Source organism: Mesorhizobium delmotii (assembly GCF_900149755.1).
In the GTDB taxonomy this organism is placed as follows: Bacteria; Pseudomonadota; Alphaproteobacteria; order Rhizobiales; family Rhizobiaceae; genus Mesorhizobium; species Mesorhizobium delmotii.
This window is the reverse complement of the sequence record NZ_FUIG01000028.1, coordinates 1-22306: the sequence shown is the minus strand read 5'-3', so window position 1 is coordinate 22306 and position 22306 is coordinate 1. Positions and strand designations below refer to the sequence as shown.

Annotated in this window: 18 protein-coding genes and 1 pseudogene; 12 read left to right on the top strand and 7 right to left on the bottom strand. The window is 59.9% G+C overall.

What is annotated here, in order from left to right:
* The first annotated feature begins 14 nt into the window (after nt 1-14).
* The 4 genes and pseudogenes from BQ8482_RS18645 (at nt 15) to BQ8482_RS18630 (ending at nt 4842) form a co-directional block, all read left to right on the top strand.
* The gene (locus BQ8482_RS18645; RefSeq protein WP_123148987.1) at nt 15-311 is read left to right on the top strand and encodes a hypothetical protein; all 297 of its coding nucleotides are present in this window, start codon (nt 15-17) and stop codon (nt 309-311) included.
* Nucleotides 312-637: 326 nt separating this feature from the next.
* Nucleotides 638-1303, top strand: coding sequence for a dienelactone hydrolase family protein (locus BQ8482_RS18640; RefSeq protein WP_123148986.1), 666 nt, complete (start codon nt 638-640; stop codon nt 1301-1303).
* 128 nt (nt 1304-1431) lie between these two features.
* Nucleotides 1432-3968: pseudogene (locus tag BQ8482_RS18635) on the top strand (NAD-dependent epimerase/dehydratase family protein).
* 349 nt (nt 3969-4317) lie between these two features.
* Nucleotides 4318-4842, top strand: coding sequence for a metallophosphoesterase (locus tag BQ8482_RS18630; protein ID WP_123148985.1), 525 nt, complete (start codon nt 4318-4320; stop codon nt 4840-4842).
* 44 nt (nt 4843-4886) lie between these two features.
* Here the strand turns inward: BQ8482_RS18630 and BQ8482_RS18625 are convergent, their stop codons facing one another.
* On the bottom strand, nt 4887-5900 hold the full coding sequence (locus BQ8482_RS18625) for a ribonuclease Z (RefSeq protein ID WP_208867754.1): 1014 nt from the start codon (nt 5898-5900) through the stop codon (nt 4887-4889).
* Between the two features lie 266 nt (nt 5901-6166).
* On the opposite strand from BQ8482_RS18625, the gene BQ8482_RS18620 reads away from it, so the two are divergent.
* Nucleotides 6167-7321: a DUF3182 family protein gene (locus tag BQ8482_RS18620; protein WP_123148983.1), complete on the top strand. Its 1155-nt coding sequence runs from the start codon at nt 6167-6169 to the stop codon at nt 7319-7321.
* Between the two features lie 505 nt (nt 7322-7826).
* On the opposite strand, the gene BQ8482_RS38170 is transcribed toward BQ8482_RS18620, so the two are convergent.
* Nucleotides 7827-8165: a hypothetical protein gene (locus tag BQ8482_RS38170; protein ID WP_165848621.1), complete on the bottom strand. Its 339-nt coding sequence runs from the start codon at nt 8163-8165 to the stop codon at nt 7827-7829.
* Between the two features lie 272 nt (nt 8166-8437).
* On the opposite strand from BQ8482_RS38170, the gene BQ8482_RS18610 reads away from it, so the two are divergent.
* The gene (locus BQ8482_RS18610) at nt 8438-8965 is read left to right on the top strand and encodes a YciE/YciF ferroxidase family protein (RefSeq protein WP_123148981.1); all 528 of its coding nucleotides are present in this window, start codon (nt 8438-8440) and stop codon (nt 8963-8965) included.
* A 304-nt stretch (nt 8966-9269) separates the two neighbouring features.
* Here the strand turns inward: BQ8482_RS18610 and BQ8482_RS18605 are convergent, their stop codons facing one another.
* The gene (locus tag BQ8482_RS18605) at nt 9270-9587 is read right to left on the bottom strand and encodes a hypothetical protein (RefSeq protein WP_123148980.1); all 318 of its coding nucleotides are present in this window, start codon (nt 9585-9587) and stop codon (nt 9270-9272) included.
* Nucleotides 9588-9733: 146 nt separating this feature from the next.
* Between BQ8482_RS18605 and BQ8482_RS18600 the strand changes: the two genes are divergently transcribed.
* Together BQ8482_RS18600 and BQ8482_RS18590 are read left to right on the top strand one after the other, a co-directional pair.
* Entirely contained in the window at nt 9734-10291 is a 558-nt protein-coding gene (locus BQ8482_RS18600; RefSeq protein ID WP_244602864.1) for a hypothetical protein, read from the top strand.
* Between the two features lie 480 nt (nt 10292-10771).
* Nucleotides 10772-11335 carry a sigma-70 family RNA polymerase sigma factor gene (locus BQ8482_RS18590; RefSeq protein WP_123148978.1) on the top strand — a complete coding sequence of 188 codons (564 nt, stop codon included), beginning with the start codon at nt 10772-10774 and terminating at the stop codon, nt 11333-11335.
* Here BQ8482_RS18590 and BQ8482_RS38165 read toward each other — a convergent pair whose 3' ends face one another.
* From BQ8482_RS38165 to BQ8482_RS18580, 3 genes are all read right to left on the bottom strand, one after another.
* A complete protein-coding gene (locus BQ8482_RS38165) occupies nt 11336-11512 on the bottom strand; it encodes a hypothetical protein (protein ID WP_165848620.1) in 177 nt (58 codons plus the stop codon).
* A gap of 122 nt (nt 11513-11634) precedes the next feature.
* Entirely contained in the window at nt 11635-11853 is a 219-nt protein-coding gene (locus tag BQ8482_RS40585; RefSeq protein WP_425294110.1) for a histidine phosphatase family protein, read from the bottom strand.
* Nucleotides 11850-12953, bottom strand: coding sequence for an inositol-3-phosphate synthase (locus BQ8482_RS18580; protein ID WP_123149012.1), 1104 nt, complete (start codon nt 12951-12953; stop codon nt 11850-11852). Before BQ8482_RS18580 ends, BQ8482_RS40585 begins: the two co-directional genes overlap by 4 nt.
* Nucleotides 12954-13397: 444 nt before the next feature.
* Between BQ8482_RS18580 and BQ8482_RS18575 the strand changes: the two genes are divergently transcribed.
* Nucleotides 13398-13670 carry a hypothetical protein gene (locus BQ8482_RS18575; RefSeq protein ID WP_123149011.1) on the top strand — a complete coding sequence of 91 codons (273 nt, stop codon included), beginning with the start codon at nt 13398-13400 and terminating at the stop codon, nt 13668-13670.
* A 199-nt stretch (nt 13671-13869) separates the two neighbouring features.
* Here BQ8482_RS18575 and BQ8482_RS18570 read toward each other — a convergent pair whose 3' ends face one another.
* On the bottom strand, nt 13870-14466 hold the full coding sequence (locus tag BQ8482_RS18570; RefSeq protein ID WP_165848619.1) for a response regulator: 597 nt from the start codon (nt 14464-14466) through the stop codon (nt 13870-13872).
* A gap of 347 nt (nt 14467-14813) precedes the next feature.
* On the opposite strand from BQ8482_RS18570, the gene BQ8482_RS18565 reads away from it, so the two are divergent.
* The 3 genes from BQ8482_RS18565 to BQ8482_RS18545 all read left to right on the top strand — a co-directional run bounded on the left by BQ8482_RS18565 (nt 14814) and on the right by BQ8482_RS18545 (nt 22118).
* Nucleotides 14814-17912, top strand: a complete 3099-nt coding sequence (locus BQ8482_RS18565) for a CheR family methyltransferase (RefSeq protein WP_244602863.1) — start codon at nt 14814-14816, stop codon at nt 17910-17912.
* A complete protein-coding gene (locus BQ8482_RS18560) occupies nt 17909-18268 on the top strand; it encodes a response regulator (protein WP_123148975.1) in 360 nt (119 codons plus the stop codon). Before BQ8482_RS18565 ends, BQ8482_RS18560 begins: the two co-directional genes overlap by 4 nt.
* A gap of 1297 nt (nt 18269-19565) precedes the next feature.
* Nucleotides 19566-22118, top strand: a complete 2553-nt coding sequence (locus BQ8482_RS18545; protein ID WP_123148973.1) for a caspase family protein — start codon at nt 19566-19568, stop codon at nt 22116-22118.
* The last annotated feature ends 188 nt before the right edge of the window (nt 22119-22306 follow it).

Below are 22306 nucleotides of genomic sequence, written 5' to 3'. Positions count from 1 at the left end.
TGGAAGCGATCCACATGTCCCAGTTGCCGAATGAAGAGATCGAGGGGCGGCTGAACGCCCAGCGAGAGACTCTGGCGCTGGTCGTCGCGCTGCTTGCCGGCCGCGACGCGACTTCCGAGCGAATATGGGCCGAACTGGAGGCCCGTTTTCAATTCCAGAATAATCAGGAAGACCCCGGCGCCGTGCCAAGCAGTGCGTTCGCCATTGAGAGTGCGATGATGCGGGAGTTCAAGCTGATCTTCGAGGAAGCGCGGGCACGCAAGGCGGAATGGAACGACACGGACAAGCCACCCACAAGAGGCGCTAGCTGAAAATCGCGAGCCCGGCGAGTGCGACGCTGCACCAAGTTCGCTTCGCTGCGGAGTGGCCAATCGAACGCTGCATCGGGCTTGGCGACAATGGCTCTAGACCAATTGATGCCAAACAAATCTTGAGGCTCGGCCGCGGAGAGCGTTGCGCCGAGGGAGCCCACAATTCCGAATAGACGGACGGAACAGATCCGTCGCTCTCGATGGGATAGCCATATTTTTTCTGGCCTGACTCGGAAACATTTCCGGCATGCAGTGTTTAACGCCCTGAGTGGGCGCGAGGCGCAGTTCCTCTGCCTGCGAGGCGATCCTCCCGTTGGAGTGTAAAGATGCCGGCATCCGCCATGACAGAGGTCGAGGAAGTCAGGATCGAGCCCGACGGGCTCATTGGGCTGCTGGGCGTGCCGCACGGTGCGCAAGGCATCGTCATCTTCGCTCATGGCAGCGGAAGTGGACGGCTCAGTCCGCGCAACAATCACGTGGCCGCCGCACTTCGGCAGGCTGGACTGGCGACCCTTCTCGTCGACCTTTTGACGTCGATCGAGGAAGGCGACAGGCGAAACGTCTTCGACATCGACCTGCTCGCATCGCGACTTGCGCTGGCGACGCATTGGGCTTCTGCGGAAGCGCGGACAAGAAAGCTTGTTCCGCTCTATTTCGGGGCAAGCACTGGCGCGGCAGCCGCGCTGGTGGCCGCCTCACGCCCGGATGCAGGTATCGCGGCTGTCGTCTCGCGCGGCGGCCGGCCCGATCTGGCGATGGACGCGTTGCCGGCCTTGCGTGCCCCGACACTGCTTCTAGTCGGCGGCCTGGACGGGCCGGTGATCGGGATGAACGAGCGTGCCCTTGCCGCGCTGAAAGGCGAGAAACAGTTGATCATTATCGACGGTGCCGGCCACCTCTTCGAGGAGCCGGGCACAATGGACGAAGTGGTCAGACACGCCACGCGATGGTTCCTCGAGCATCTCGCGCCTCCGGAAGGGCCGAGGCAATGATCCTGGGCAGGCTAAAACTCGATGCAGACAAGGAAATCGAATCCAGTTCGAAGGTGCTGAGCGAGCCGAGGAAGGCCGAAGCGCACCACGCCATCGGGCCTCTCTTCCAACGCGAACGGGCCTGACTTATGGCAAATCACGGCGCGCCCCTTCCGACGGTCCTTATCACCGGAAGCAGCGGCTTCCTGGGGCAGGCGATTGCGCGAGGTTTGATTGACCGCTACCGGGTTATCGGCCTCGATGTTGCAAAACCGAAGCACCCCCCCGCCGGCATGGAGACGATCGAGATCGATCTCACCTCCGATGAGAGCGTGAGTAGGGCTGTGAAAACAGCGCGGGAGCGCGGCGGTCGCATCGCCTCGGTCATCCACCTCGCCGCCTATTATGACACGACCGGCGAGGACAACCCAAAATATGACGCCGTCACCGTGCAGGGCACGCGCCGGCTCCTGCATTCGCTGACGGCGATCAAGACCGAGCAGTTCGTGTTCTCCAGCACGCTTCTCGTCCATGCCCCAAGCCCGGGGAGGGGCACGAAAATCAATGAGGACTCGCCGCTCGACCCGGCCTGGGCCTACCCAAGATCGAAAGCCGAAACCGAGGCGCTGATTTCGAGGGAGCGCGGCGAAATCAAGACGGTGATCCTGCGGCTCGCCGGCGTCTATGACGAAGACTGCCGGGCGGCCTTTATTGCCCAGCAGATCGCTCGCATCTTCGAGCGCTTGCCGACCGCCTATTTGTTCGCCGGCGATATCACCGCCGGCCAGCCCTATCTGCACAAGGACGATCTCGTCGATGCGGTGGTGCGTACCGTCGACCGGCGCGCCGAACTTCCGGCCGAGACCGTGCTTCTGATCGGCGAAGAAGACACACCGTCATACGAGGAGATGCAGAAGCGCATCGGCCGGCTCATCCATGGCGAGGACTGGCGTACCTTAGCGCTGCCGAAGCAGCTGACGAAGCTAGGCGCGTGGGTGCAGACGGAGGTACTCGATCAGGACACCGACATCAAACCGTGGATGATCGAGAACTCGGACGATCATTACGAGATCGACATCTCGCGAGCCAAAACTCTGCTGGGTTGGGCGCCCAGACACAGCCTGCTGGATACATTGCCGGAGATGATCCGCCGGCTGAAACAGGACCCCACAGACTGGTACGCGGCCAACAAACTTGATCCGCCCGTTGTCGCGGCTTCGGACCCCGAGATCGAACAGGCCGAAAGGCGCCTCAAGGGACCGCTCGAACGAAGCAAGGAAGACGTCGAAGCGGCGATAACACGGTATCGGTCCAGGACACTCTGGGCGCCGATGACCAACGCTGCGCTTGGGCTGTGGCTGGTCACCTCGCCAATGACAGTTGGCCTGTTCGATCCCGTCACAGCCGCAATGCCACCCGCTCTGGGCCACGCTGTCGCGGAGCCGCAATTGCGCAACGCAAGCCTCGGCGTCAGCGAGATCGTTTCCGGCCTGCTGGTGACGGTCTTTGCGTTGATGGGCATGTCCCGACGCTGGCGCTGGGTGCAGTGGATCACGGCGTCGCTCGGAGTTTGGGTGATGCTGGCGCCGTTGCTGTTTTGGACGACCAGCGCCGCCGCCTATGCCATCGACACGCTCGTCGGCATGCTGATCGTCGCATTTGCGGTGATGATCCCGCCGACCCCTGGCATCAGCCGCCGCGCGCTGGCGGCCGACGACGACATTCCGCTGGGCTGGACCTATTCGCCATCGACCTTCACGCAGCGGATTCCGATCGTGGCGCTGGCCTTCGTCGGCCTATTCGTGTCGCGCTATCTCGCCGCCTTCCAGATGGGCCACGCGGATGGGCTGTGGGATCCGTTCTTCGGCCCCGGCGGCGCGCCGGTGCGCAACGGCAGCGAGGCGGTGGTGACGTCATGGGTCTCGAAGGGTTTTCCAATCGCCGGCTCGGCGCCTTCGCCTATTGCCTCGATATCCTCGCCGGCGCGATCGGCGACCGCCGGCGCTGGCGCACCATGCCGTGGATGGTGCTCCTCTTCGGCTTGCTGATCATTCCGCTTGGCGTGGTCAGTGTGTCCTTCATCATCATACAGCCACCGCTGATTGGCGCGCTGTGCACGCTCTGCATTCTCCAGGCCGCCGTCACGGTGGCGCTGATCCCTTACTCCGTCGATGAGGTGCTGGCGACGATCCAGTATCTCTGGGGCGCCACGAGGGCGGGTGAGCCGTTCTGGCGTACCTTCTGGATGGGCGGACCGGCGCTGTCGGAGAACCAGACGCCTGGGGCCGACCTCGACCGTCCGGTTTTCGAGGTGCTGAAGGAATTTGTCACCGGCGGCGTGAACTTCCCATGGACGCTGGTAGCGAGCACGCTGCTCGGCGCCTTGCTGATGACGACGCCATTGATCATTGGCACGCAACCACCGCTCTACTTCAGCGATCATGTCGTCGGCTGTCTCATTATCATGGTCGCAGTCACGGCCATGGCCGAAATTGTCCGGCCGGTGCGTTTCCTCAATGTCGTGCTCGGTGCGTGGATCGCGGTCTCACCTTTTGTGCTCGCCGGCGGTGGAACCCAGGCGATCGCGGCGGACGTTACGATCGGTCTGGCGCTGATCGTGCTCAGCCTCCCGCGCGGCACGCGCAGCGACCAACATTATGGCGGTTGGGATCGAGCGATTGTCTGAGCAACTCGACTTCGGCCTCTGGCGACGAGGCGAAGCGCGCACGTGACGATCTGCAGGAGCAGGTCAAGGAAGAGATCGAGTTGCCTGGACGAGGCTCTGCCTGATGGCGCCGGTCAAACGCGACGCGCTTTAGCCTGTCCATGCTAGACTAGATTCTTGCGATCTCACCCACTCCGCGCAGTTTGGGATGATGCGAGGTGATGCCACGAAGGTCCTTGATGGAAGCCCCCAGCCTCTGCCAACACAAGCAGAGGTGGCCAGAGCGCGATGGCGCGCTCGACAGGCTCAACGACCGAATGCCGAGGCTCGGGCTTGTTGGTCTGTATCGTCGCACACGCTGTGAACGACCATGATCTATTTCACGGCCGACACACATTTCAGCGATCTCCGCATTCTGCGCATCGATCGCCGCCCATTCGGCTCGCTGGCAGAACACGATCGAATGCTGATTTCGCTTTGGAACGAAACCGTCAGCCTGGACGACGAGGTTTGGCATCTCGGCGACTTTGCGAAGGGGTCGGCCGAATTCGTTTCATCGCTCCTGTCGTCGCTTCATGGCCGGAAGCATTTGATTATCGGCAACAACGACGGCGCAGCGACCGTCGGCGCCGCTGGTTGGGCCAGCACACAGCATTATAAGGAGCTGACGATAGACGGCAGGTTGCTGATCCTTTGCCACTATCCTTTTCGCACCTGGAATCAGATCGGCAAGAAATCGATCGATCTGCATGGCCATTCCCACGGCAGACTGAGCCCGCTCACACGCCAGTACGACGCCGGCGTCGACAGCTGGGATTTTCGCCCAGTCACCCTTTCCGCCATCCTTGCAGGCCGACATCGACGGACCGCCCGCCGGGATCTTCAACGCAAGTGATCGAAAAGCGCGGGTGATCCCTGCTGTCGCTTACATGTCGGTATTCATTGTCCCGTTTGAGGACCGCATCCCGCGACCAGATGTGCCGCGAACTCGGCACGCAGTTTGTCCTCGTGTCCGAGATAGCGGGGCGAAAAGTGCATCGGCACGGCATGTTCAACATCGGCAAGCCTGGCGATCGTGCCGGCTTCGGCTGCCGTGAGATGGCGCTTCGCGGCGGCCAGCTCGCGATCTTCCTGCAGGAAGCCCGCTTCGATAAACAGCTGGTTAGCGCCGTGCGCAAGCGCAACGACACGCGCAAGATTTGCCTCGTTGAATGCGAGATCGGTCGCATAGACGATCTTCTGTCCGGGGCCGGTTCTCAGGGCTCCGGCACCGAGCAGCTCGCCGACCGAGATATGTCGATCCACGGTTGGGGCGAGCGTCGTTTCCGGATCAGCTCCGCGCCGGACCGCACGCTTGGCTTCGCTCAACCACGGTCCGACAGGCAAACCCAATGCTTCCAGCTGCGGTTTTTGCACGTTGACCCGGATCGTTTCCTGAAACGCGAACGCAAGGCATGGAACGCCGTGGTCGAGCATTGCTGCTTCGATACGGAAATCGGGATCGTCGAGCAGGATATTTCCCTCGGCTGGATTTGATGCAGTGTCCTGCCGAGCGAAGCCCGATCGCGCCCGAAAGAGGCGGGAATGACGAAATCCGGCCGGCGTCCAGTCGCAGGCGGCTATCATGAAGTCGTGGGACTGTTCGTCGAGGAGATTCCATGTGTATGCGTTGAGCTTGGCTTGCACGGCCTCGGTCAACCCAGGCGGGCCGAAGAAATGCACTGTTTTATTCCTGTATAGAAATAACCGCAGCAGCCGATCGAAGCCGGCGAAGTGGTCCATGTGCATATGTGATACGAATACGTGGCTGACGCGCAGGATTTCGCGCGGCGAAAGTGGCGACAAATCGCCAATGTCGAAGAGCATCGCCCGGTTGCCGAATCGGAAATCCAGAAGAAGCCCCGCATCCGAGAAGGGGTCGTTGACCAGGCGCGGCTGAACCAGCAACGTCACCGAATCCACCCGATACTGTTTTCGAATTTCGCCACTAGGTGCTCACCTTCAGACACGACCTGGACCTCACGTCTACCCCTCTAATCGCGCGCTCCGGGTACCGGTTCCCGTCGTATATCGTTCGAAAGGACGCAGAAAACGGCGAGCCGGCCAAGCCAGGCTGAACGTTTCTGCCATCTGCGCGTTCTCTTGGGTCGGAGCGAACCGCCGGCCGAAACATCGGCAACCCGCGGCCATAATGAGGTAGCACCCCAAGAACGAGCAACATGACCGAGCACAGAGGCAGTCAGCCGAGCGAAGCAAAAGGGACCGTGATCGCATTCTCCGCGCCGGGCTGCGAGCCTCTCTACGCACACGAACGGGAAGCTATGGCTGCCGTTGCCCGCACGATTGCGAGCCTCAAGGGATTTGCCTTCCAGCAGGGTCTAGTCAACAGCAGCGGCAACGGCGAGGGCTTGTATTTCGTGCCGGACGACAGCTTGCTTGCCACTGATGCGGCACGGCTGGGTATCAACGGGCCACAAGACCTCTTCGGCGGCGTGGTGCCTTGGCGCTTCGCAATGACCAAGGCCATAACCCATGAACTGGTCGACGGCTTGGCCAAGCGACCGAAAGAATGGTCAACCGGCTTCGGCAGAACTGTCAGCGCAGCAGTATTGCCTGGCTACACCGTATTTTCGCGACCCGATGCGCTGCGAGCAGCGGAACGTCTGCTGAGGCTCGGGCTGGCCCGGCTTAAGCCGCCGCTTTCCTCGCGAGGCCAAGACCAGCACGTCGTTCGCACGGTTGCTGACGTCGAGAGACTGCTCGAGCAATACCGCTCCCCCGACCTGGACGAGTGCGGTCTTGTGCTCGAAGCGGACCTTCGTGACATCGTCACGCTGAGCGTAGGCAGAACGGAGATCGATGAAATCATGATCGCCTACTACGGCACTCAAAGGACGACGACCGATAATGCGGGACAATCCGTTTATGGCGGATCCGATCTCATTGTAATGCGCGGCGGATGGGAAGCTCTCGAAGACCTTCGGCTTCCTCGCGCATTAGCTTTGGCAACGGTGCAGGCGAGGACCTATGACGCGGCGATGGCTGAGTATCCTGGATTTTTCGCCTCGCGGCGCAATTACGATATCGGCCAGGGCGTCGATTCGTCGGGTATCTGGCGATCCGGTGTGCTCGAAGCCAGCTGGCGCATTGGCGGGAGCAGTACTGCCGAGCTTGCGGCAATAAAAATAATGAAGCAGGACCCGGACATCCAACTCGTCCGTGCGTCCGCAGTTAAGGAGTTCGGCAATACCAGCCGGCTACCGGTGAACGCGGACGTTCACTTTCAAGGAGAAGACCCCGATGAGGGTCCGATTACGCGCTATACCGTCGTCACGCATGCGACCCGGGAGCCGCCAAAGAAAGCGGCCGATTAACCTCTTAGGCTGATGCGATCGTCTTGCACTGTCGGATTTGTCCCGCGCTATCCTGTGCCATTTGCGCCGGCTCATGAGCGTCAAATTAAGATCGCAAAACGCTTATGACAACGGAACATCCGTGGGCGGCTTTCCGGGCTGGATGAGATCGAAGCCGACGAAGCCATCAGAAAACTCAAGCGGGGAGAGTTGACATCCGACAACATTCCCCCAACGGCTTAGTCTGGTTGGCCTCCGACCAAAAGACGGCATATAATGGGTTAAGCTGCCTTGCCCCTTCGCCTTCGAACCGAGAGTGGACTGGTTCAGTGTTGCAAGATCGGGAACCGCGTAAGCCGTTGTCCAGAACCGCACTGGCAGCAATTGCAATTATCTGCGCGCTAATTCTTGCTGCGTTTTTCATCGGCTTTGAATATTCGGCCCCTGACGAAGGCGCGCTCGTTATTCCCGGATCGCAACAATCGCCGTGATGCCCCCTATCGCTGTACATTTCTGATCGAGCTCGTCAGACCAGCGCGAGCGAGGTTGCAGGGGCCATATTTCCAGTGCATTCTCGCCATCGTCCATGACCAAGCAGTATCTCAACCACCAGTTGGAGTGCCCTTATTGCCTGACAATAAGGCTGAGGATTCCGGCCGACGCCGGTCCTGACGACCGGATCTTTTGCGACGACTGCGGCGAATTCCTGGGTACATGGGACGACCTGCTTTCCGATTTTGAGAAGCAGGGCGGGCAGGATGGAGTGTTCCGTCTCGAAAAGGGCCGTATCAGGCGGATCGATTGAGCCGATGGCTGCGACATCCGAAGCGATGCGAACAGTTCCCTCGTCGGTGATTTTGCTCAAGCGCATGGTCTGCCGAAAAGGAGCTCGCGGCTCCTGAGCGCGGGCCGACCGGGGCACGGGCCCGAAAGGCGAGCGAGCGAAGCTCGTGCGATATCGACCATTTCCTCGCGCCTCCGCTAACCAGAGTTAGCCTTGCAGCACCTGTGCGACCCAAAGCTTCGGAAAAATTTCCCAGCGGCCCGGATCGTCAGGGAACTTGTTGCCGACCGGCGGGGTTATCGGACGCCTTCATATTTTAAGGAGGCTAGCTCCAACCCCAGCGGGAGACGACCATGGCAACTACGAAGAAGGCCGCAAAAGCGGCAACCAAGGGTCTCGAGGACCTGTTCCTCGACGGACTCAAAGACCTCTACTACGCCGAAAAGAAGATACTGAGGGCGCTGCCGAAAATGGCCAAAAGCGCGGAGTCGGAAAAAGTGACTGCTGCCTTCGAAAAACATCGTATGGAAACGGAAGGTCACGTCGATCGCCTCGAGGAAGTGTTCGAGAAATTCGGCAAGGCAGCACGCGGCAAGACCTGTCCGGCGATCGACGGCATCATTGAAGAGGGCTCTGAGATACTCGAAGACTATGAAGGTGCTCCTGCGCTCGATGCCGGACTGGTAGCAGCGGCGCAAGCCGTCGAGCATTACGAGATCGCCCGGTACGGAACTCTTATCGCCTGGGCAGAACAGATGGGAAAGGCCGATGTTGCTGCCCTTCTCAAAGAGACGCTCAAGGAAGAGGTCGCGACGGACGAAGCGCTGACGGGTCTAGGCGAGGGTGGTGTCAACCAACGTGCTCTTCAAGCGGCCGCGTAATTCCTAGGCACCGGCTTGCGGAGCCCCGGCAAGGGATCGCCAGCGGCTCCGCTCCGAAGATGCAGGTATCGGGCTTGCCATCCGAGGTTCTTGAACCGGGCTACTGGGTGGCAGTTGCAGGAAAGGTGGCGGCAACTGCCAAGTCAGTCGATAGTCCGGGCGCAGTGTGCCGCCCCTCGGCATTCTCATGGCCCGTAAATGGCGGAGCGACCCGATAAGATAGCCGACCCCACGCGGCTACCGTGTCCCTCCCTGCCTCACCGTCGCTAACCAAAAGGCGGGCGGTTGCCCGCCTTCCAATGGTTCAGTTCTTTGCCGACTCGCCGCCGAGCTTTTTGACATTGCTGCAGAATTCAGGGTGGGTGTTGGCCGCGTTGGCGTTTGCCATTTCCTCATCGCAGACTTTTGTCATTGCCATGCGGTCCTCGTCCGTCAACGCTTTCCAAGCTGCCGTGAACTCGTCGTCGGACCGCAGAGTCGTCATGCTGGAGTCCGTGTAGAACGGCTCCATCTTTGCGGGGTCATCCAAGGCAGACGTACCTGTTTCGGTGCCTGCCGCAAGAGAAACGCCGCTTACCATAGAAAGCGCCATCGCGCCTAAACAGATCATCTTGTAGCTCATGACAAGACCCTTCCGTTGTTTACTGGTCGCTAATGCAACGACCTACTGGCAAACGGCGTGTTTCAGAAAAGGTTCCTTTCTCACTTGCTGGCACGGCACTTGACCGGTGCTTTCTACAACCTGGATGGCCCATCAGTGCCGGATGAATGGAACATCTGCCGATAATTGCCGTTGATATGCTCATCAGGCGAAAAGGGCTGCATATGTCAAAACTTCAGGCGGCAACTCCAGAGGATTTGCAACGGCTCAAGCTCGAAGCGTCGGCTTACTTTGGCCCGAAAATGCTCAAACAAGCATTATTGCGCCTTTGCCAGGCTTGCGGAGCCGACAGCCTTGACCGGTTCGAGAAAACCATGGTCGATCAGATCGAGGCAATGCATGATGATGATAATAGAGCCAACTTCGAAACACTGAAGGAATTTGCCATCGAACAGCTTTATGCCTGTGTTCGAGAGGTTAGTTCTTCACCTGATATGAAGCAGCCGCTGGAGGAAACTGAAGCCCGAAGGACACCTGGTCGGTCGCAAAAGCCGGAAACCTTGGAAGACCAGTTGCAGGCCGGCCTTGAGGATTCCTTCCCCGCAAGCGACCCGCCTGCCGTGGTGTCCACAGCGATCCCCGGCGGGTCGAAAAAACTGGTCGGGACTGACGAAGTCCTGAAAAAGAAGCGAGAGGAGGAGGCTAAGAATAAGAGCCGGTCATAAGTAGCCCGTCCGAGCGAAAGGGATGCTTCCGCCCACTTTGTTGCCGCGGCTCCGGTCACCATGCGAACAGATCGCCAGCATGCACCGGCTTCAGAGCTTGACGGCCGCCTCTCGCGCCCACAGCCGCAATTTCCGGCAGGCCTGGACAAATTCCTCAGCCGCTTCTTTTGACTGCAGCTTTATCAGTCCTTCATCCGCATCGGCACCTGCCTTGCCCAGAAGCGACTCGGCTTCCGACGTGAATCCGATGAATAGGGCGGGACATTTCCCTTCGCTGCTCCGATCAAGCGGGCGGGATTCGCCGCAACAGGAAGCTCAGCTGCAAAACGCACGGCCCGCGCGTATTTCGCCCCATCCGAGATTTTCGAGCGACTTATTTCGATGTCCGGAACGATCCAAACCTTCATGCATTTAGCTAGGTCTGCGTTCATCGACTCTTTCTTGCTGGGAGCTGGACCATTGTCCTCCAGCGGCTACCCCTTGGCCAACCAGGAAACGGATGAAGTTTCCATCGTTGACCTGATACCTGCCTTGCGAGCCTTCGCCCGCACCTTCTGCCGTGTTCCTGACGACGCCGATGACCTGGTCCAGGAGACGTTGACCAAAGGACTCGCCAACATCGATAAGTTCGAACCCGGAACGCGTATGAAGTCGTGGCTCTTCACCATCATGCGCAACACCTACTATACCCACATCAAGGCGGCCGACAGGGAAAAACCCGGCCTGCTTGACTGTGCCTCTCTGATCCCGATTTCGGAAGCGACGCAGGAGTGGTCCGTTCAGAGCAAGGAAGTCCATAGCGCGGTCCAGAAGCTGCCAGAACATCAGCGCGAGGTCCTGATGCTGATCGGGGTTCTTGGTGTCAGCTACGAAGAAACCGCCGAAATATGCGGTTGCGCGGTGGGAACGGTAAAAAGCCGCCTTAACCGAGCGCGCGCCAGCGTGCTGGAATACCTCGGCGAAAGTTCGTTGCAGACATTGGTGGAAAGACGCAATCATCTGTCCGAAGCACAGGGAAACTTCGCAGTCGACAGGCGTCGATAGCTAGTCTTCTTTCTTGCACCGACGCTTCTCGACAAGCGCGTTCTGCAATTGAACCGCGAGGTTGGTCAACCGGTTGGGGACCTTTTCCTGCTCGATGGCAGTCAGCAGAGTTGCAATCTTCCGGTCTATTGCCAGCCGGAGTTGCGGGCTGATTGTATCGTCGCTCGAGCGAGACATCGTGTTCTCTTAACGAAGTGATCCCTTCACCAGTGTGGTGACAGCAATCAGAGTTTGCAAGGACTTACGCGCCGTCCTTACAGTCAGCACCGTCCCTTGCACAGCCCGTCCCTTGCACAGCATTATGTATCGAAGCTGCTGATCTCGTCGGGGAAGCCTATGCTTTCCCCTCGGGTCCTCCCGGCACTATTCCCGGGCGCGCTCGACATTTCGACTCTCGCGACCTCGAAGGCTTGTGCCCTGTCGGTTTCGCCGAGGCAAACTCCAGCCATGCGTCCGGCAAGATAGTCGCCGACATTGTCGGGCGCCGCATGGCGGATCAAGAGGAAGGTCGTCGTCATTCCGCGGCATCAAGCATCGGCTCGTCCCTCCCGGCGATGAAAGACAGCGTGCGCTGGCGTGCCTCGGCATCGGTGAACTGCTCGGGCGGCGACTTCATGAAATAGCTGCAGGGGCCGGTCAGCGCTCCTGCGATGCCGCGGTCAAGCGCCAGCTTGGCGCAGCGGACAGCGTCGATAACGACTCCGGCCGAGTTGGGCGAATCCCATACTTCCAGTTTGAGTTCTGCATTCAGCGGCACGCCGCCGAACGTCGTGCCTTCGACGCGGATGTAGGCCCATTTCCGATCGGTAAGCCAGGGCACATGGTCGCTGGGGCCGACATGGATGTTGCCGGCCTCCAGGGGAACGTCGAGCTGGCTGGTTACGGATTGTGTCTTGGAAATTTTCTTTGATTCCAGCCGCTCGCGTTCCAGCATGTTGAGGAAATCGGTGTTGCCGCCGAAATTCAGCTGATAGGTGCGGTCGATGCGAACGCCGCGCTCGCGAAACAGATTGGCGAGCAGCCGGTGCACGATTGTTGCGCCGACCTGGCTTTTGATATCGTCGCCGACCAGCGGCAGACCGCGCTGTTCGAAGCGCCGGCGCCATTCCGGCCGCGACGCGATAAAAACCGGTATGCAGTTGACGAAGGCGCAGCCGGCCTCGAGCGCGCACTCGGCGTAAAAACGCGTGGCTTCTTCCGAGCCGACCGGCAGATATGAGACCAGTACGTCTGCGCCGCTTTCCCGCAGCAGCGCGCTGACATTCGCGACCGGCTCTTCTGCCTCTTCGATCTCATCGCGCAGATATTTGCCGATGCCATCGAGCGTTGGTCCGCGCTCGACGCGAACGCCGGTTGCTGCAACGTCGGCAAAGCGGAAGGTGTTGTTGGGTGCATTGTATATGGCTTCCGCCACATCACGCCCAACTTTGCCCTTGGCGACGTCGAAAGCACAGACCACCTCGATGTCATCGACGTGATAGCCGCCGAGATCGGCATGCATCAGGCCCGGTATCGGCTCATTACCTCTGGCGTCTCGATAATATGAGAGGCCCTGGACAAGGGAAGACGCGCAATTGCCGACGCCGGCTATTCCAATCCGTACCTTTTTCGATCCCACGAAACTGCCGCCATCGCTGTTGAAGGTAAGTTCCTCGCGCCGAACTGCCAGCTGCCGGGAATGTTCCTTGCGACCCGGAAAAATCACGAACTCCAAGGCGGATCAAAGCTGCGCGCTGTTTGAGGCTGCCTGGGCCGATCGACGCCTGGAGCGCCGCAGGCCTCAGTCGAGGCTTCGCAGCATATCCGCTTCTTTGGCAAAAGGTTTGTTCCCTCTGCCTCAACAAAGATGGTTTTGGAGAGGCTGCAACCTGAGGTGAACGCGTAGCGAACGAGCCTTGGGCCATGCGCTGGAACATTGCAGCTTCTTTGGGGTTAGGGCGCTCATCCGGCCCGTGGGCGGAAGGAGTGGATGGCAGCTGTTATCGAAGCGGTATCGCGTGGCAAGCCAGACCTGATCATGAGGCTCACACGCCTGCAAAGCCTGGATCAAAAGGAGGTTTCAATGTCTGAATCGCAGACAACCACCAATCGTGACGAGATCCGCCAATGGGCCGAAGATCGCGGTGGCCGGACTGCGGTTGTACGAACCAAGGGCGAGGGCGGCATCTTGCGGATCGATTTTGGCGAGCCCGAGGAGAAGCTCGAACCCATTGAATGGGATGAGTTCTTCCGGATTTTCGACGAGAACAACCTGGCCTTCCTCTACCAGGACGAAACCGGCGGCGGGAAAAACAGCCGATTCAACAAATTCATCGACCGCAAACAGAGCGGCTGAGGAGGTGCTATGTCAGCGGTGCTGGCTGGCTCTTAAGGCGCGCCTCGCATTCTGACAGAGAACTTCACTCTAGCTCGCTGTTTTTGCTCGCTTTTTCGGAGACATACAATTGGAGATAAACCGGTTTTTCCAAACATTCCAGACTTGATGGAACAAATCGCAGGCTAGACGCTTCGGCGGTCGCCGATCGGTCGGAGCGTCAGTGCAACAGGCTCGTTCCACTCGATCCGGCAACCTTTCGCATGATGCCGTTCAGCCAATCTTCGGTCGACACGCCGGCCCGCCTCCTGTCGATCTCGCCGATGGCTCGCTCCAGCGTTCGCTCGACCAGCCGGTCGGAAGCACCCACGTCGCCCAAAAGCAGACGCGCCGCGAGCCTGAGCTTGGGCAGAAGTGAAAAGACATTGTCGGACAAGTTCACGGCGCGGCCACCCGCCAAGGCCGATCTTTCCGGAGGGAACAAGGCATCGAAGACGGCACAGCTATCCGACGATTTTCGAAGATTGCTGGCGTGGCGCAGACGTTCGGGAATGACGATGTCCTCTTCGCCGCTGAAAAAGACGAAGGGCACGCCGCGGCGCATCAGTTCGTCTGCGATCGGAAACACCCGCTGGCCGTTGAGATTGACATCGAGGATCGCGGCCTCAGCCGCCTCGGTATGCATAGACGCGTGTTCGACTGTCGCCGCAGGGCCGAGGACCACGGCGCCCATATTGCCGAAGTATCTTGCAAGATCGCCGGCCAATACCCAATCGTCTTCCACGATCAGGATGTGCACCCCTCGGAGATCGCGCACCTCACCGTCCTTCCTTCGAGCGAGATTTCCTATCCCCACGGGCTTGTTCAGAATGTTGCTGCAAGGCCGTCTGCAATCGTTTCGCCAAAACGAGCATGCGGGGCGGAATGGATTCGTTTCCCGGCAAACCCAGCAAATCCGAAGACTGCAGCAACGCTTGCTTTGTCGGCTTTAGGTCAGGTGTGCGTTTTGACATTGGAGTTTCCATAAGGATTTCAACGTTAACGCTGTCTGCACTGACTTGTTCCGGCCCTCTTGCGCGTTGTATGATGGCGTCGCGTTCAGCCCGGTCGTGGGTTTTGGGTCGTCTGGGCTGTTCAACCGAAGGGCTTGCGGTGACATCCCAGATGAAGAGATTTCCCATTGTGGGTGTGGGCGCGTCCGCAGGCGGCATTCCGGCTATGGAAGGTCTGTTCAAAGGCATCACCGGCCGGCCCGGCATGGCGTTCGTCATCGTCACCCATCTCAGTCCCGGGCGCGAAAGCCTGCTTCACGAGGTTGTCGGACGTTATACGCAAATGCCGGTTGTCGTCGCCGAGGACGGCACCACCGTCCTAGCCGACCACGTCTATGTGATGCCGCAAAACGTCGTTCTCACGATTGAGAAGGGAGTGCTGCATCTGCGGCAATCCAATGTGCTCAGCCGTGAGCGCAAGCCGATCGATATTTTCTTTAGCGCGCTGGCCGAGGATCAGGGCGAATATGCGGTAGGGGTGATTTTGTCGGGCGGCGATTCCGACGGCACGCTGGGCGCGAAGGCGATCAAGGAGCGTGGCGGGCTGACCGTCGCCCAGGCCGCCGACGGCTACGGTCCGCGCAATCCGGACATGCCGAAAAGTGCGATCTCCAGCGGGCTGATCGATATTGCGGCGCCCGCGGAGGACATCGGTGCGAAGCTCGAGGGATTCGTCCGCAGCTTCGATATGCTGAACGGGGTTGCCGGAGACGGCGAGCACGAGACGGCAGACATGGGTCGGCTCCGCGACGAGATCTACGGCATTCTGCAGGGCCAATCCGGCCACGATTTCTCCGGCTACAAAACCAAGACATTCCTGCGTCGCATTAAGCGGCGCATGCAGATCGCACAGCTTCATTCGATCGAAGCCTATGCCGAATGGCTGAAGAAAGACCCTCGCGAGGTGATGGACCTCTTCCGCGATCTGCTGATCAACGTCACTGATTTCTTCCGTGATCCCGATGCGTTCAAACTGCTCGAGGAGACGATCGTACCGCAGCTGTTCGAGGGCAAGACCGCCAGCGACGCCGTCAGGATCTGGGTGCCTGGCTGCGCCACCGGCGAGGAGGTGTTCTCCATCGGCATGCTGTTGCGCGAACACATGGAGACGCTTTCGGTTGTGCCGCGCGTCCAGATATTTGCGACTGACATCGATGAGCCGGCGCTTGCGGTTGCGCGCGCGGCGCGTTACCCGGCGGCACTGCTGCAGGGGGTTTCGCCCGAACGCAAGCAGCGTTTTTTCAGCAGCGACGGCGAGAGTTACGTGCTTGCCAACGAGGTACGGGAGCTGTGCGTCTTTTCCCCTCACAGCGTCGTCCGCGACCCGCCCTTTTCACGCATGGACATGGTGTCATGCCGCAACCTGCTGATCTATTTCGGCTCGAGCATCCAGAACCGGGTCATTCCGATCTTCCATTACGCGCTGAAGCCGGGCGGTTATCTTTTCCTCGGGACGTCCGAAAGCGTCGGCCAGCAAGATAACCTCTTCGCTACCGTCGACAAGAAGCAGCGCATTTTTCAGGCGCGGGAACATGCCTCGCCACATATCAGGCTGCCGATGCTGATCGGCGACGGCCGTTCGGGTGCCTTCCTGCCCGAAGGCACGGGGTCCAAGAAGGGAACCGCCAGCTACCCGCTTCGGCAGGCAGTCGAGGCGCAAGTGCTGGAGCGTTTCGCGCCGCCGCATGTCCTTGTCAACGGCGATGGCGACGTCGTCTACTATTCAGCCCGGACCGGCAGATATCTCGAAGCGCCGCAAGGCATTCCGAGCCGGCAAGTGCTGACTTTGGCCCGCCGCGGGCTGAGGCTCGACCTGCGTGCGGCGTTGCGGGAAGCGGCCGCGACGCGCCGCACCGTTGTGCGGGAAAATGTCGTGGTCGATGAGGACGACGACCGGGTCCAGTTGATCAAGCTCATTGTCGAGCCCTTGGCGGAACGCAGCAAGGGCGAACGGCTCTATCTTGTCCTGTTCGAACCGTCGGGGCCGGTGCAGGCGCGTTCGGATGCGGGGCGCGAAAACCGCGATGGCGAAGGCATTGCCGACCTCGAGCGGGATCTGCGCGACACCCGCGAGAGGCTGCAATCGACGATCGAGGAATACGAAACGGCGCTGGAAGAAGTGAAATCGTCGAACGAGGAACTGGTCTCCGTCAATGAGGAGGCGCAGTCGACCAATGAGGAGCTTGAGGCTTCCAAGGAGGAGATGCAGTCGCTCAACGAGGAACTCAACACCATCAACTCGGAACTAACCAGCAAGATAGAAGAGCTCGATCGCGCCAACAGTGATTTGCGCAATCTGTTCGAGAGCACCCAGATCGCTACCATTTTCCTCGACCGCAATCTGGTGGTGCGGACCTTTACCCCGGCGGCCTCGTCATTCTTCAGCCTGCGTCCGTCTGACGTCGGCCGGCCACTGACCGAGCTTTCGAGCCAACTCGACTATCCCGAGCTGAAACAGCACATCGATGCGGTGTTCGAAACCGGAGAGACCCTGAACCATCATCTGGCGCGCGACGACCAGGGCCGGTTTTATATGGTTCGCATCAATCCGTATCGCGACAAGGACAACAGGATCCAGGGCGTCGTGGTCACACTGGTCGACGTCACCACCTTGGCCGAGGCGGAAGAGCAAAACCAGGTGCTCATTTCGGAACTGAACCACCGCGTCAAGAACATGCTGGCGGTCGTCGCCAGCATCGCCAACCGCACCCGTGAAAGATCGGAATCGAAGGAAGAGTTCGCCGAAGCGCTGATCGGCCGCCTACACGCCATGTCGCGGGCTTACGGTCTGCTGTCGAAGGAACGCTGGAAAGAAGCTTCGATCAACGAACTGCTGCATCAGGAACTCGAACCGTTCAGCATTGACCGGTTCGAACTTGACGGCGCTGAAGTGAAGCTTAACCCGCAACAGGGCCTTTCCCTTAGCATGGCCATTCATGAACTGGCGACCAACGCCGCCAAATATGGCGCGCTGTCGAAGCCGCAAGGCAGGGTGGCGCTGAAGTGGTCGGCAGATGGCGACGTTTTCAGGCTTGCCTGGCGCGAGAGAGGTGGGCCGCCAGTCAGAAAGCCCGAATTTAACGGCTTCGGGCTTTCGCTGTTGCAGGGCGAGATCGGCTACCGGCTAGGCGGAAACGTCGAGACCGCCTTCAATCGTGATGGTCTTGAGGTCCAGGTCGCATTTCCGATGATGCGCAAGGAGACGCCGTGAGCGACCCGCTGCGCGTTCTGGTGGTCGAGGATGAATGGCTCATCGCCGAGGACATCGCTGCTTGTCTGCGCGCTTCGGGACATCAGGTGATCGGCCCCGCTCCTTCGGTGGCGGCGGCCCTTGGCCTTATCGGCGAAAATCATGTCGACGTGGCGCTGCTGGATGTTCAACTGCATGGCGAAACGAGCCTGGCGATCGCAGAGGAATTACAAACCCGCCACATTCCTTTTGCGTACCTGACCGGATTTGGACCGCGCGATGTTCCATCCGCCTTCGCCAACTTCAAATTTGTTCGCAAGCCCGCGGATCAGGCTGCCATTCTGAATGCCTTGGCTGAATTGGTCCCGGCGTCCTAGCTCGTTTCAGCAAACTCGTCGTGGCGCGGCGCCTCGGCTTGTTCCGTCATTCGCCCAAAAGGCGTGCGGTCCAGGACGATGTGCTACCTCAATCACCAGTGGGACCGTTTCATCGGAAACGAACGCCGGCACTCGTTGATCGCTCGATGGGAACCATTTTCGCTACCGGCTGCTCGGCTCGCAGGAAGGAGCCGAACAATGGAGCGACGTAACGCTATACTTTCGCTGGTGATAGCAGCGATCATTATCGTCGGCTTTCTCATTGGCTTCTTGTATGCCGACATGGGCTGGCGCACCTCGCCACTTAAAGAGCCGCTGAACAAAACCAAGGTGGAAACGCCCCGGCCGACACCTCGCCTGCGGCGGGTATCAAGAAGAATCCCAAAGAGAATACCGAGATGCCGGATCAGCAATAGCAGCGATCCTTCGGGCAGAAATACAAACCGGGGAGCGCATCGGCGACGAGTTGGATAGCCTCATCCAACGCCGGGGCATTGTTCCGGCATCAACCAAACGAAGGAGATTTTTTCGTTTTGCCACGCTGCGGCGCGCTGAGCATCGCGAATTGATCCAACCTTCTGCATCGCGGCAGCGACGTCGCCGAAATAGGGTGGCAGATCTCGACGAGCGAACGCATCCAGGAGCCCGCCAGGCGGCGGCGCTTTTGCGTGTCAGCTATCCGCCTTCAGTGCTCCATCTCGCGGACAGTGTGGCCTCAGCGTGTCCCTCGAGGAACTGTCAACCGGCCTTGGGAGCGCTGCTCGGAACAAGGAATCCACCCTTTAGCAACTCCAGGGCGTCGAGTGCCTCGTCATCCAGCAAATTTGTCAGAGCCACCCCGTCTGCGAAGACAACCCTATTGTCGTCTATGTCGTAGACCTCCCAAAGCCCTTCCTTGATTCTTCGAATGGCGTGCCGATGCTCCATAAGCAGACGCTAATTGAGTCGCGGAAATGGTGGGTAGAGAAAATCAGGGGTAGACCGATATTAGTAGTGGAAAACCTCAGGCGCCCTGACGCGTGATGCAGGTGCGCAAGTCAAGGGTATGCCGGCCGCGCGTGGCCCGAGGGGACCGTATCGACCGCGGGTCCAAATAGCCAGGTTGAGAAACCCTTCGACATCATTGCGGACACTCGGCCTCTGATGTAATTTAGGGTTTGATCAAGTGAGGAATATACCGCTGTCGCGACAGCTTTTCTCTCTTTTCTGTCTCGGCAGATAGCATGCTCTCTAACGGACCTTGATACCGCAGCTGTGTTCTTGTGGTCGCTAGGTAACAGCGGTTAAGGGATTTGCCATGCTCCGACATTGCGGATTCGTTGCAGCTTTGATGCTCGCAAGCTTCACGGCTTTCGATGCTTCTGCAGTCGAACGAAGGGTCGCCTTTGTAATCGGCAACTCCGATTACCGGGAAATCTCGGCCCTGAAAAACCCGGCCAAAGATGTGGTGGACGTGTCCGACACGTTTCGAGCGGCTGGTTTCGATGTTTTTGTCGCCAGCAATCTTACAAAGCTGCAGTTTGAGGACCAGTTCCGCAACTATCTTGCCGCCGTGGACGGCGCGGATGTGGCTGTCGTCTACTATTCCGGTCACGGTTTTCAGATCGGCGGCGAAAATTTCCTGATCCCTGTCGATGCTTCGTTGAAAGATGCGGCGGACGTCGAGGTCCAGGCTATCAAGCTGAACGATGTGCTGCAGCAGATGCGTTCGAAATCGAAGATCCAGGTGATCATCCTCGACGCCTGCCGCAACAATCCATTCCCTCGCAAGGACTATTGGCTCAGGGACCAGCTTCTTACCGCCAGCGGCACCGGGCTTGCGCAAGTAAGAAGCTCGCTGAACACACTGATTGCTTTCGCCACCGAACCCGGCGCGGTTGCCTATGACGGCGCCGGCGACCTCAGTCCTTTTTCATTGGCGTTTTCTCGTCGCGCGCTCGCCCCGAACCAGGAGATCCGCACGGTTATGTCGGCCGTCCGCCGGGATGTGGTTGAGGCTACCAAGGGCTTGCAGGTTCCCTGGGAGAACTCTTCGCTGATCGACGAAGTCGTTCTGATGCGTCGCAGCAGCCGCCCCTCTCTACCGCCCGTGTTGGAGAAAGTCGTGTTGTCGGGGGTCGGGCCTGTCGACCTGAACCTCCCGGAACCGGTCGAGGTCGACGGCGGGACAATCACCGTCAGCATCGATAGACCGCCCGCCCTGGGGCGCCTGATGCTGGACGGCAAGGTCGTCGAGCCGGGGGATCTGATCCAGGGCAAGGATCTGCCGCGTTTGCAGATGGATGTCCCCAAGGGAATTGGCGAGCCAGAAGAGATGGATATGCTGGCCTACGCCGCACGCGACAATTGGGGCGGCGAAGCCAAGGGCATGCTGGTGTTCCGGGTCAAGAGCGGCGAAGGAACCCAGGGCGAACAGGTGATGGCCTCGCTCGAAGCCGAGCAGAAGCAACAGGTACTGCAGCGCGGCATTCATGTCACCGGTGCCGCCGAGGCGATCGAGAACCGGGAGATCGACGTTCCGGTCGGCATCGGCGCGGTTGCCCTGAACCTTGATCTCCCGGCAGACGATTCGGCGGTCAGCCTGAAAGTTGCGAACTATCCGGCAACGGGAACGCTCTCCCTGCCGGATCGGCCCCTGACGCCCGAATCGAGCTTGACGGTCGGTGAAGTCGAGGTGCTGCGCTATGAACCCCAGATCGGAGCCAGCGCACCGGTCGAGGTCGCCTTCGAAATTCGGGCGGACAGCGGAGTATCCAAACCCGCCAAAATGAAACTGTCGCCAAGCGTCGATCCGTGCGATACGGCTGCCGGCGAACCTCTCGACCTACAAGGCGTGGTCCCCGGCCTGCTGCCAAATGAAATCGGCGCCGACGCGGTGAAGCTCTGCGAGACTGCGGTGAAGGCGTATCCCGATGTCGCCCGCTTCCGCTATGAACTGGGTCGCGCGCTGCTTGCAGCCGGCAAGGTGGACCAGGCCAGGAAAGCCATACAACAGGCCGCCGACAGGGGGCACGTGCGCGCTGTGTTCGAACTCGGCTATCTCTACGCGACGGGAGCCGGCATGGCTGTCGACCGCAAGCAGGCCAACACCTTCTACGCGGCTGCGGCCGACAAGGGCGATCCCTACGGGATGACGTCGTGGGGCCGTGCCCTGTTCCATGGCTACGGCGTCGAGCGCGACACCGACAAAGGACTGGACCTGCTGCTCAAGGCGGCGGCGATGGGGCACACCTATGCCATGAACGATCTCGGCGCGATCTTCACCGAAGGCCGCAACGGCGTGCCCGCCGATCAGGCTCGTGCCGTTGCCTTCCTCAAGGCTGGCGTCCAGCGCCAGGACATGTATTCGATGAACTTGCTCGGTCGCAATTACCTCAGCGGCCGGGGCGTCGAGAAGGATCCGAAGGCTGCGCTGGAGCTGTTTCAGAAGGCTATTGATCTCGGCCAGCCCTATGCGCCTGGCAGTCTTGCGCGCATGTACCGTGATGGCGTTGGCGTGGAGCAGAACCTTGATGAAGCCCAACGTTTGTTTGAACTGGCAACCTCGCGCGGCGACCAGTCCGGCGCCTACGATCGCGCGGCTCTAGAGATGCAAAAGGGCGACAAGGCCGACCAGGCCGTCGCCGTGCGTTTCCTGGCATTCACAGTTGCGCTCGATCTTCGCAACGAACTGCCTGAGGCCCGGGCGACGTTGGCGAAATTCGGGACCAAGGCGAAAGCGGCAGCGTTGAAGCAACTGCGTGGGGAACTAAAGTCGAAGATTCCGTTGAGCGGTTCTGTCGACAAGCAGCTGGTCAAAGTGGCTAGGGCGGTCTGGGAACAAGCCAATCCGCGTCGGGATTTGTTCTGATCAACAAGGAGGCAGTGGTGGGCAGAAATTGGAAGCAGGCAACAATCGGGATAACCCTGTCCATCGCCTTGGCGGGGGTCATGGGCTGCACGTCCTGGCAACCCCTTCAACCGACGCCGCTGGTGGCGACGCCCACGCCGGCGCCGAAGGTCGTTCGCAGAGCCGCGGCGCCGGCGTCAACGGCGCCA

Bases quoted from the DNA above. Each gene is read 5' to 3' on its own strand.
- BQ8482_RS18645 (WP_123148987.1), top strand. From the start codon at position 15: ATGTCCCAGTTGCCGAATGAAGAGATCGAGGGGCGGCTGAACGCCCAG.
- BQ8482_RS18640 (WP_123148986.1), top strand. From the start codon at position 638: ATGCCGGCATCCGCCATGACAGAGGTCGAGGAAGTCAGGATCGAGCCC.
- BQ8482_RS18630 (WP_123148985.1), top strand. From the start codon at position 4,318: ATGATCTATTTCACGGCCGACACACATTTCAGCGATCTCCGCATTCTG.
- BQ8482_RS18620 (WP_123148983.1), top strand. From the start codon at position 6,167: ATGACCGAGCACAGAGGCAGTCAGCCGAGCGAAGCAAAAGGGACCGTG.
- BQ8482_RS18610 (WP_123148981.1), top strand. From the start codon at position 8,438: ATGGCAACTACGAAGAAGGCCGCAAAAGCGGCAACCAAGGGTCTCGAG.
- BQ8482_RS18605 (WP_123148980.1), bottom strand. From the start codon at position 9,587: ATGAGCTACAAGATGATCTGTTTAGGCGCGATGGCGCTTTCTATGGTA.
- BQ8482_RS18600 (WP_244602864.1), top strand. From the start codon at position 9,734: ATGGAACATCTGCCGATAATTGCCGTTGATATGCTCATCAGGCGAAAA.
- BQ8482_RS38165 (WP_165848620.1), bottom strand. From the start codon at position 11,512: ATGTCTCGCTCGAGCGACGATACAATCAGCCCGCAACTCCGGCTGGCA.
- BQ8482_RS40585 (WP_425294110.1), bottom strand. From the start codon at position 11,853: ATGACGACGACCTTCCTCTTGATCCGCCATGCGGCGCCCGACAATGTC.
- BQ8482_RS18575 (WP_123149011.1), top strand. From the start codon at position 13,398: ATGTCTGAATCGCAGACAACCACCAATCGTGACGAGATCCGCCAATGG.
- BQ8482_RS18565 (WP_244602863.1), top strand. From the start codon at position 14,814: ATGAAGAGATTTCCCATTGTGGGTGTGGGCGCGTCCGCAGGCGGCATT.
- BQ8482_RS18545 (WP_123148973.1), top strand. From the start codon at position 19,566: ATGCTCCGACATTGCGGATTCGTTGCAGCTTTGATGCTCGCAAGCTTC.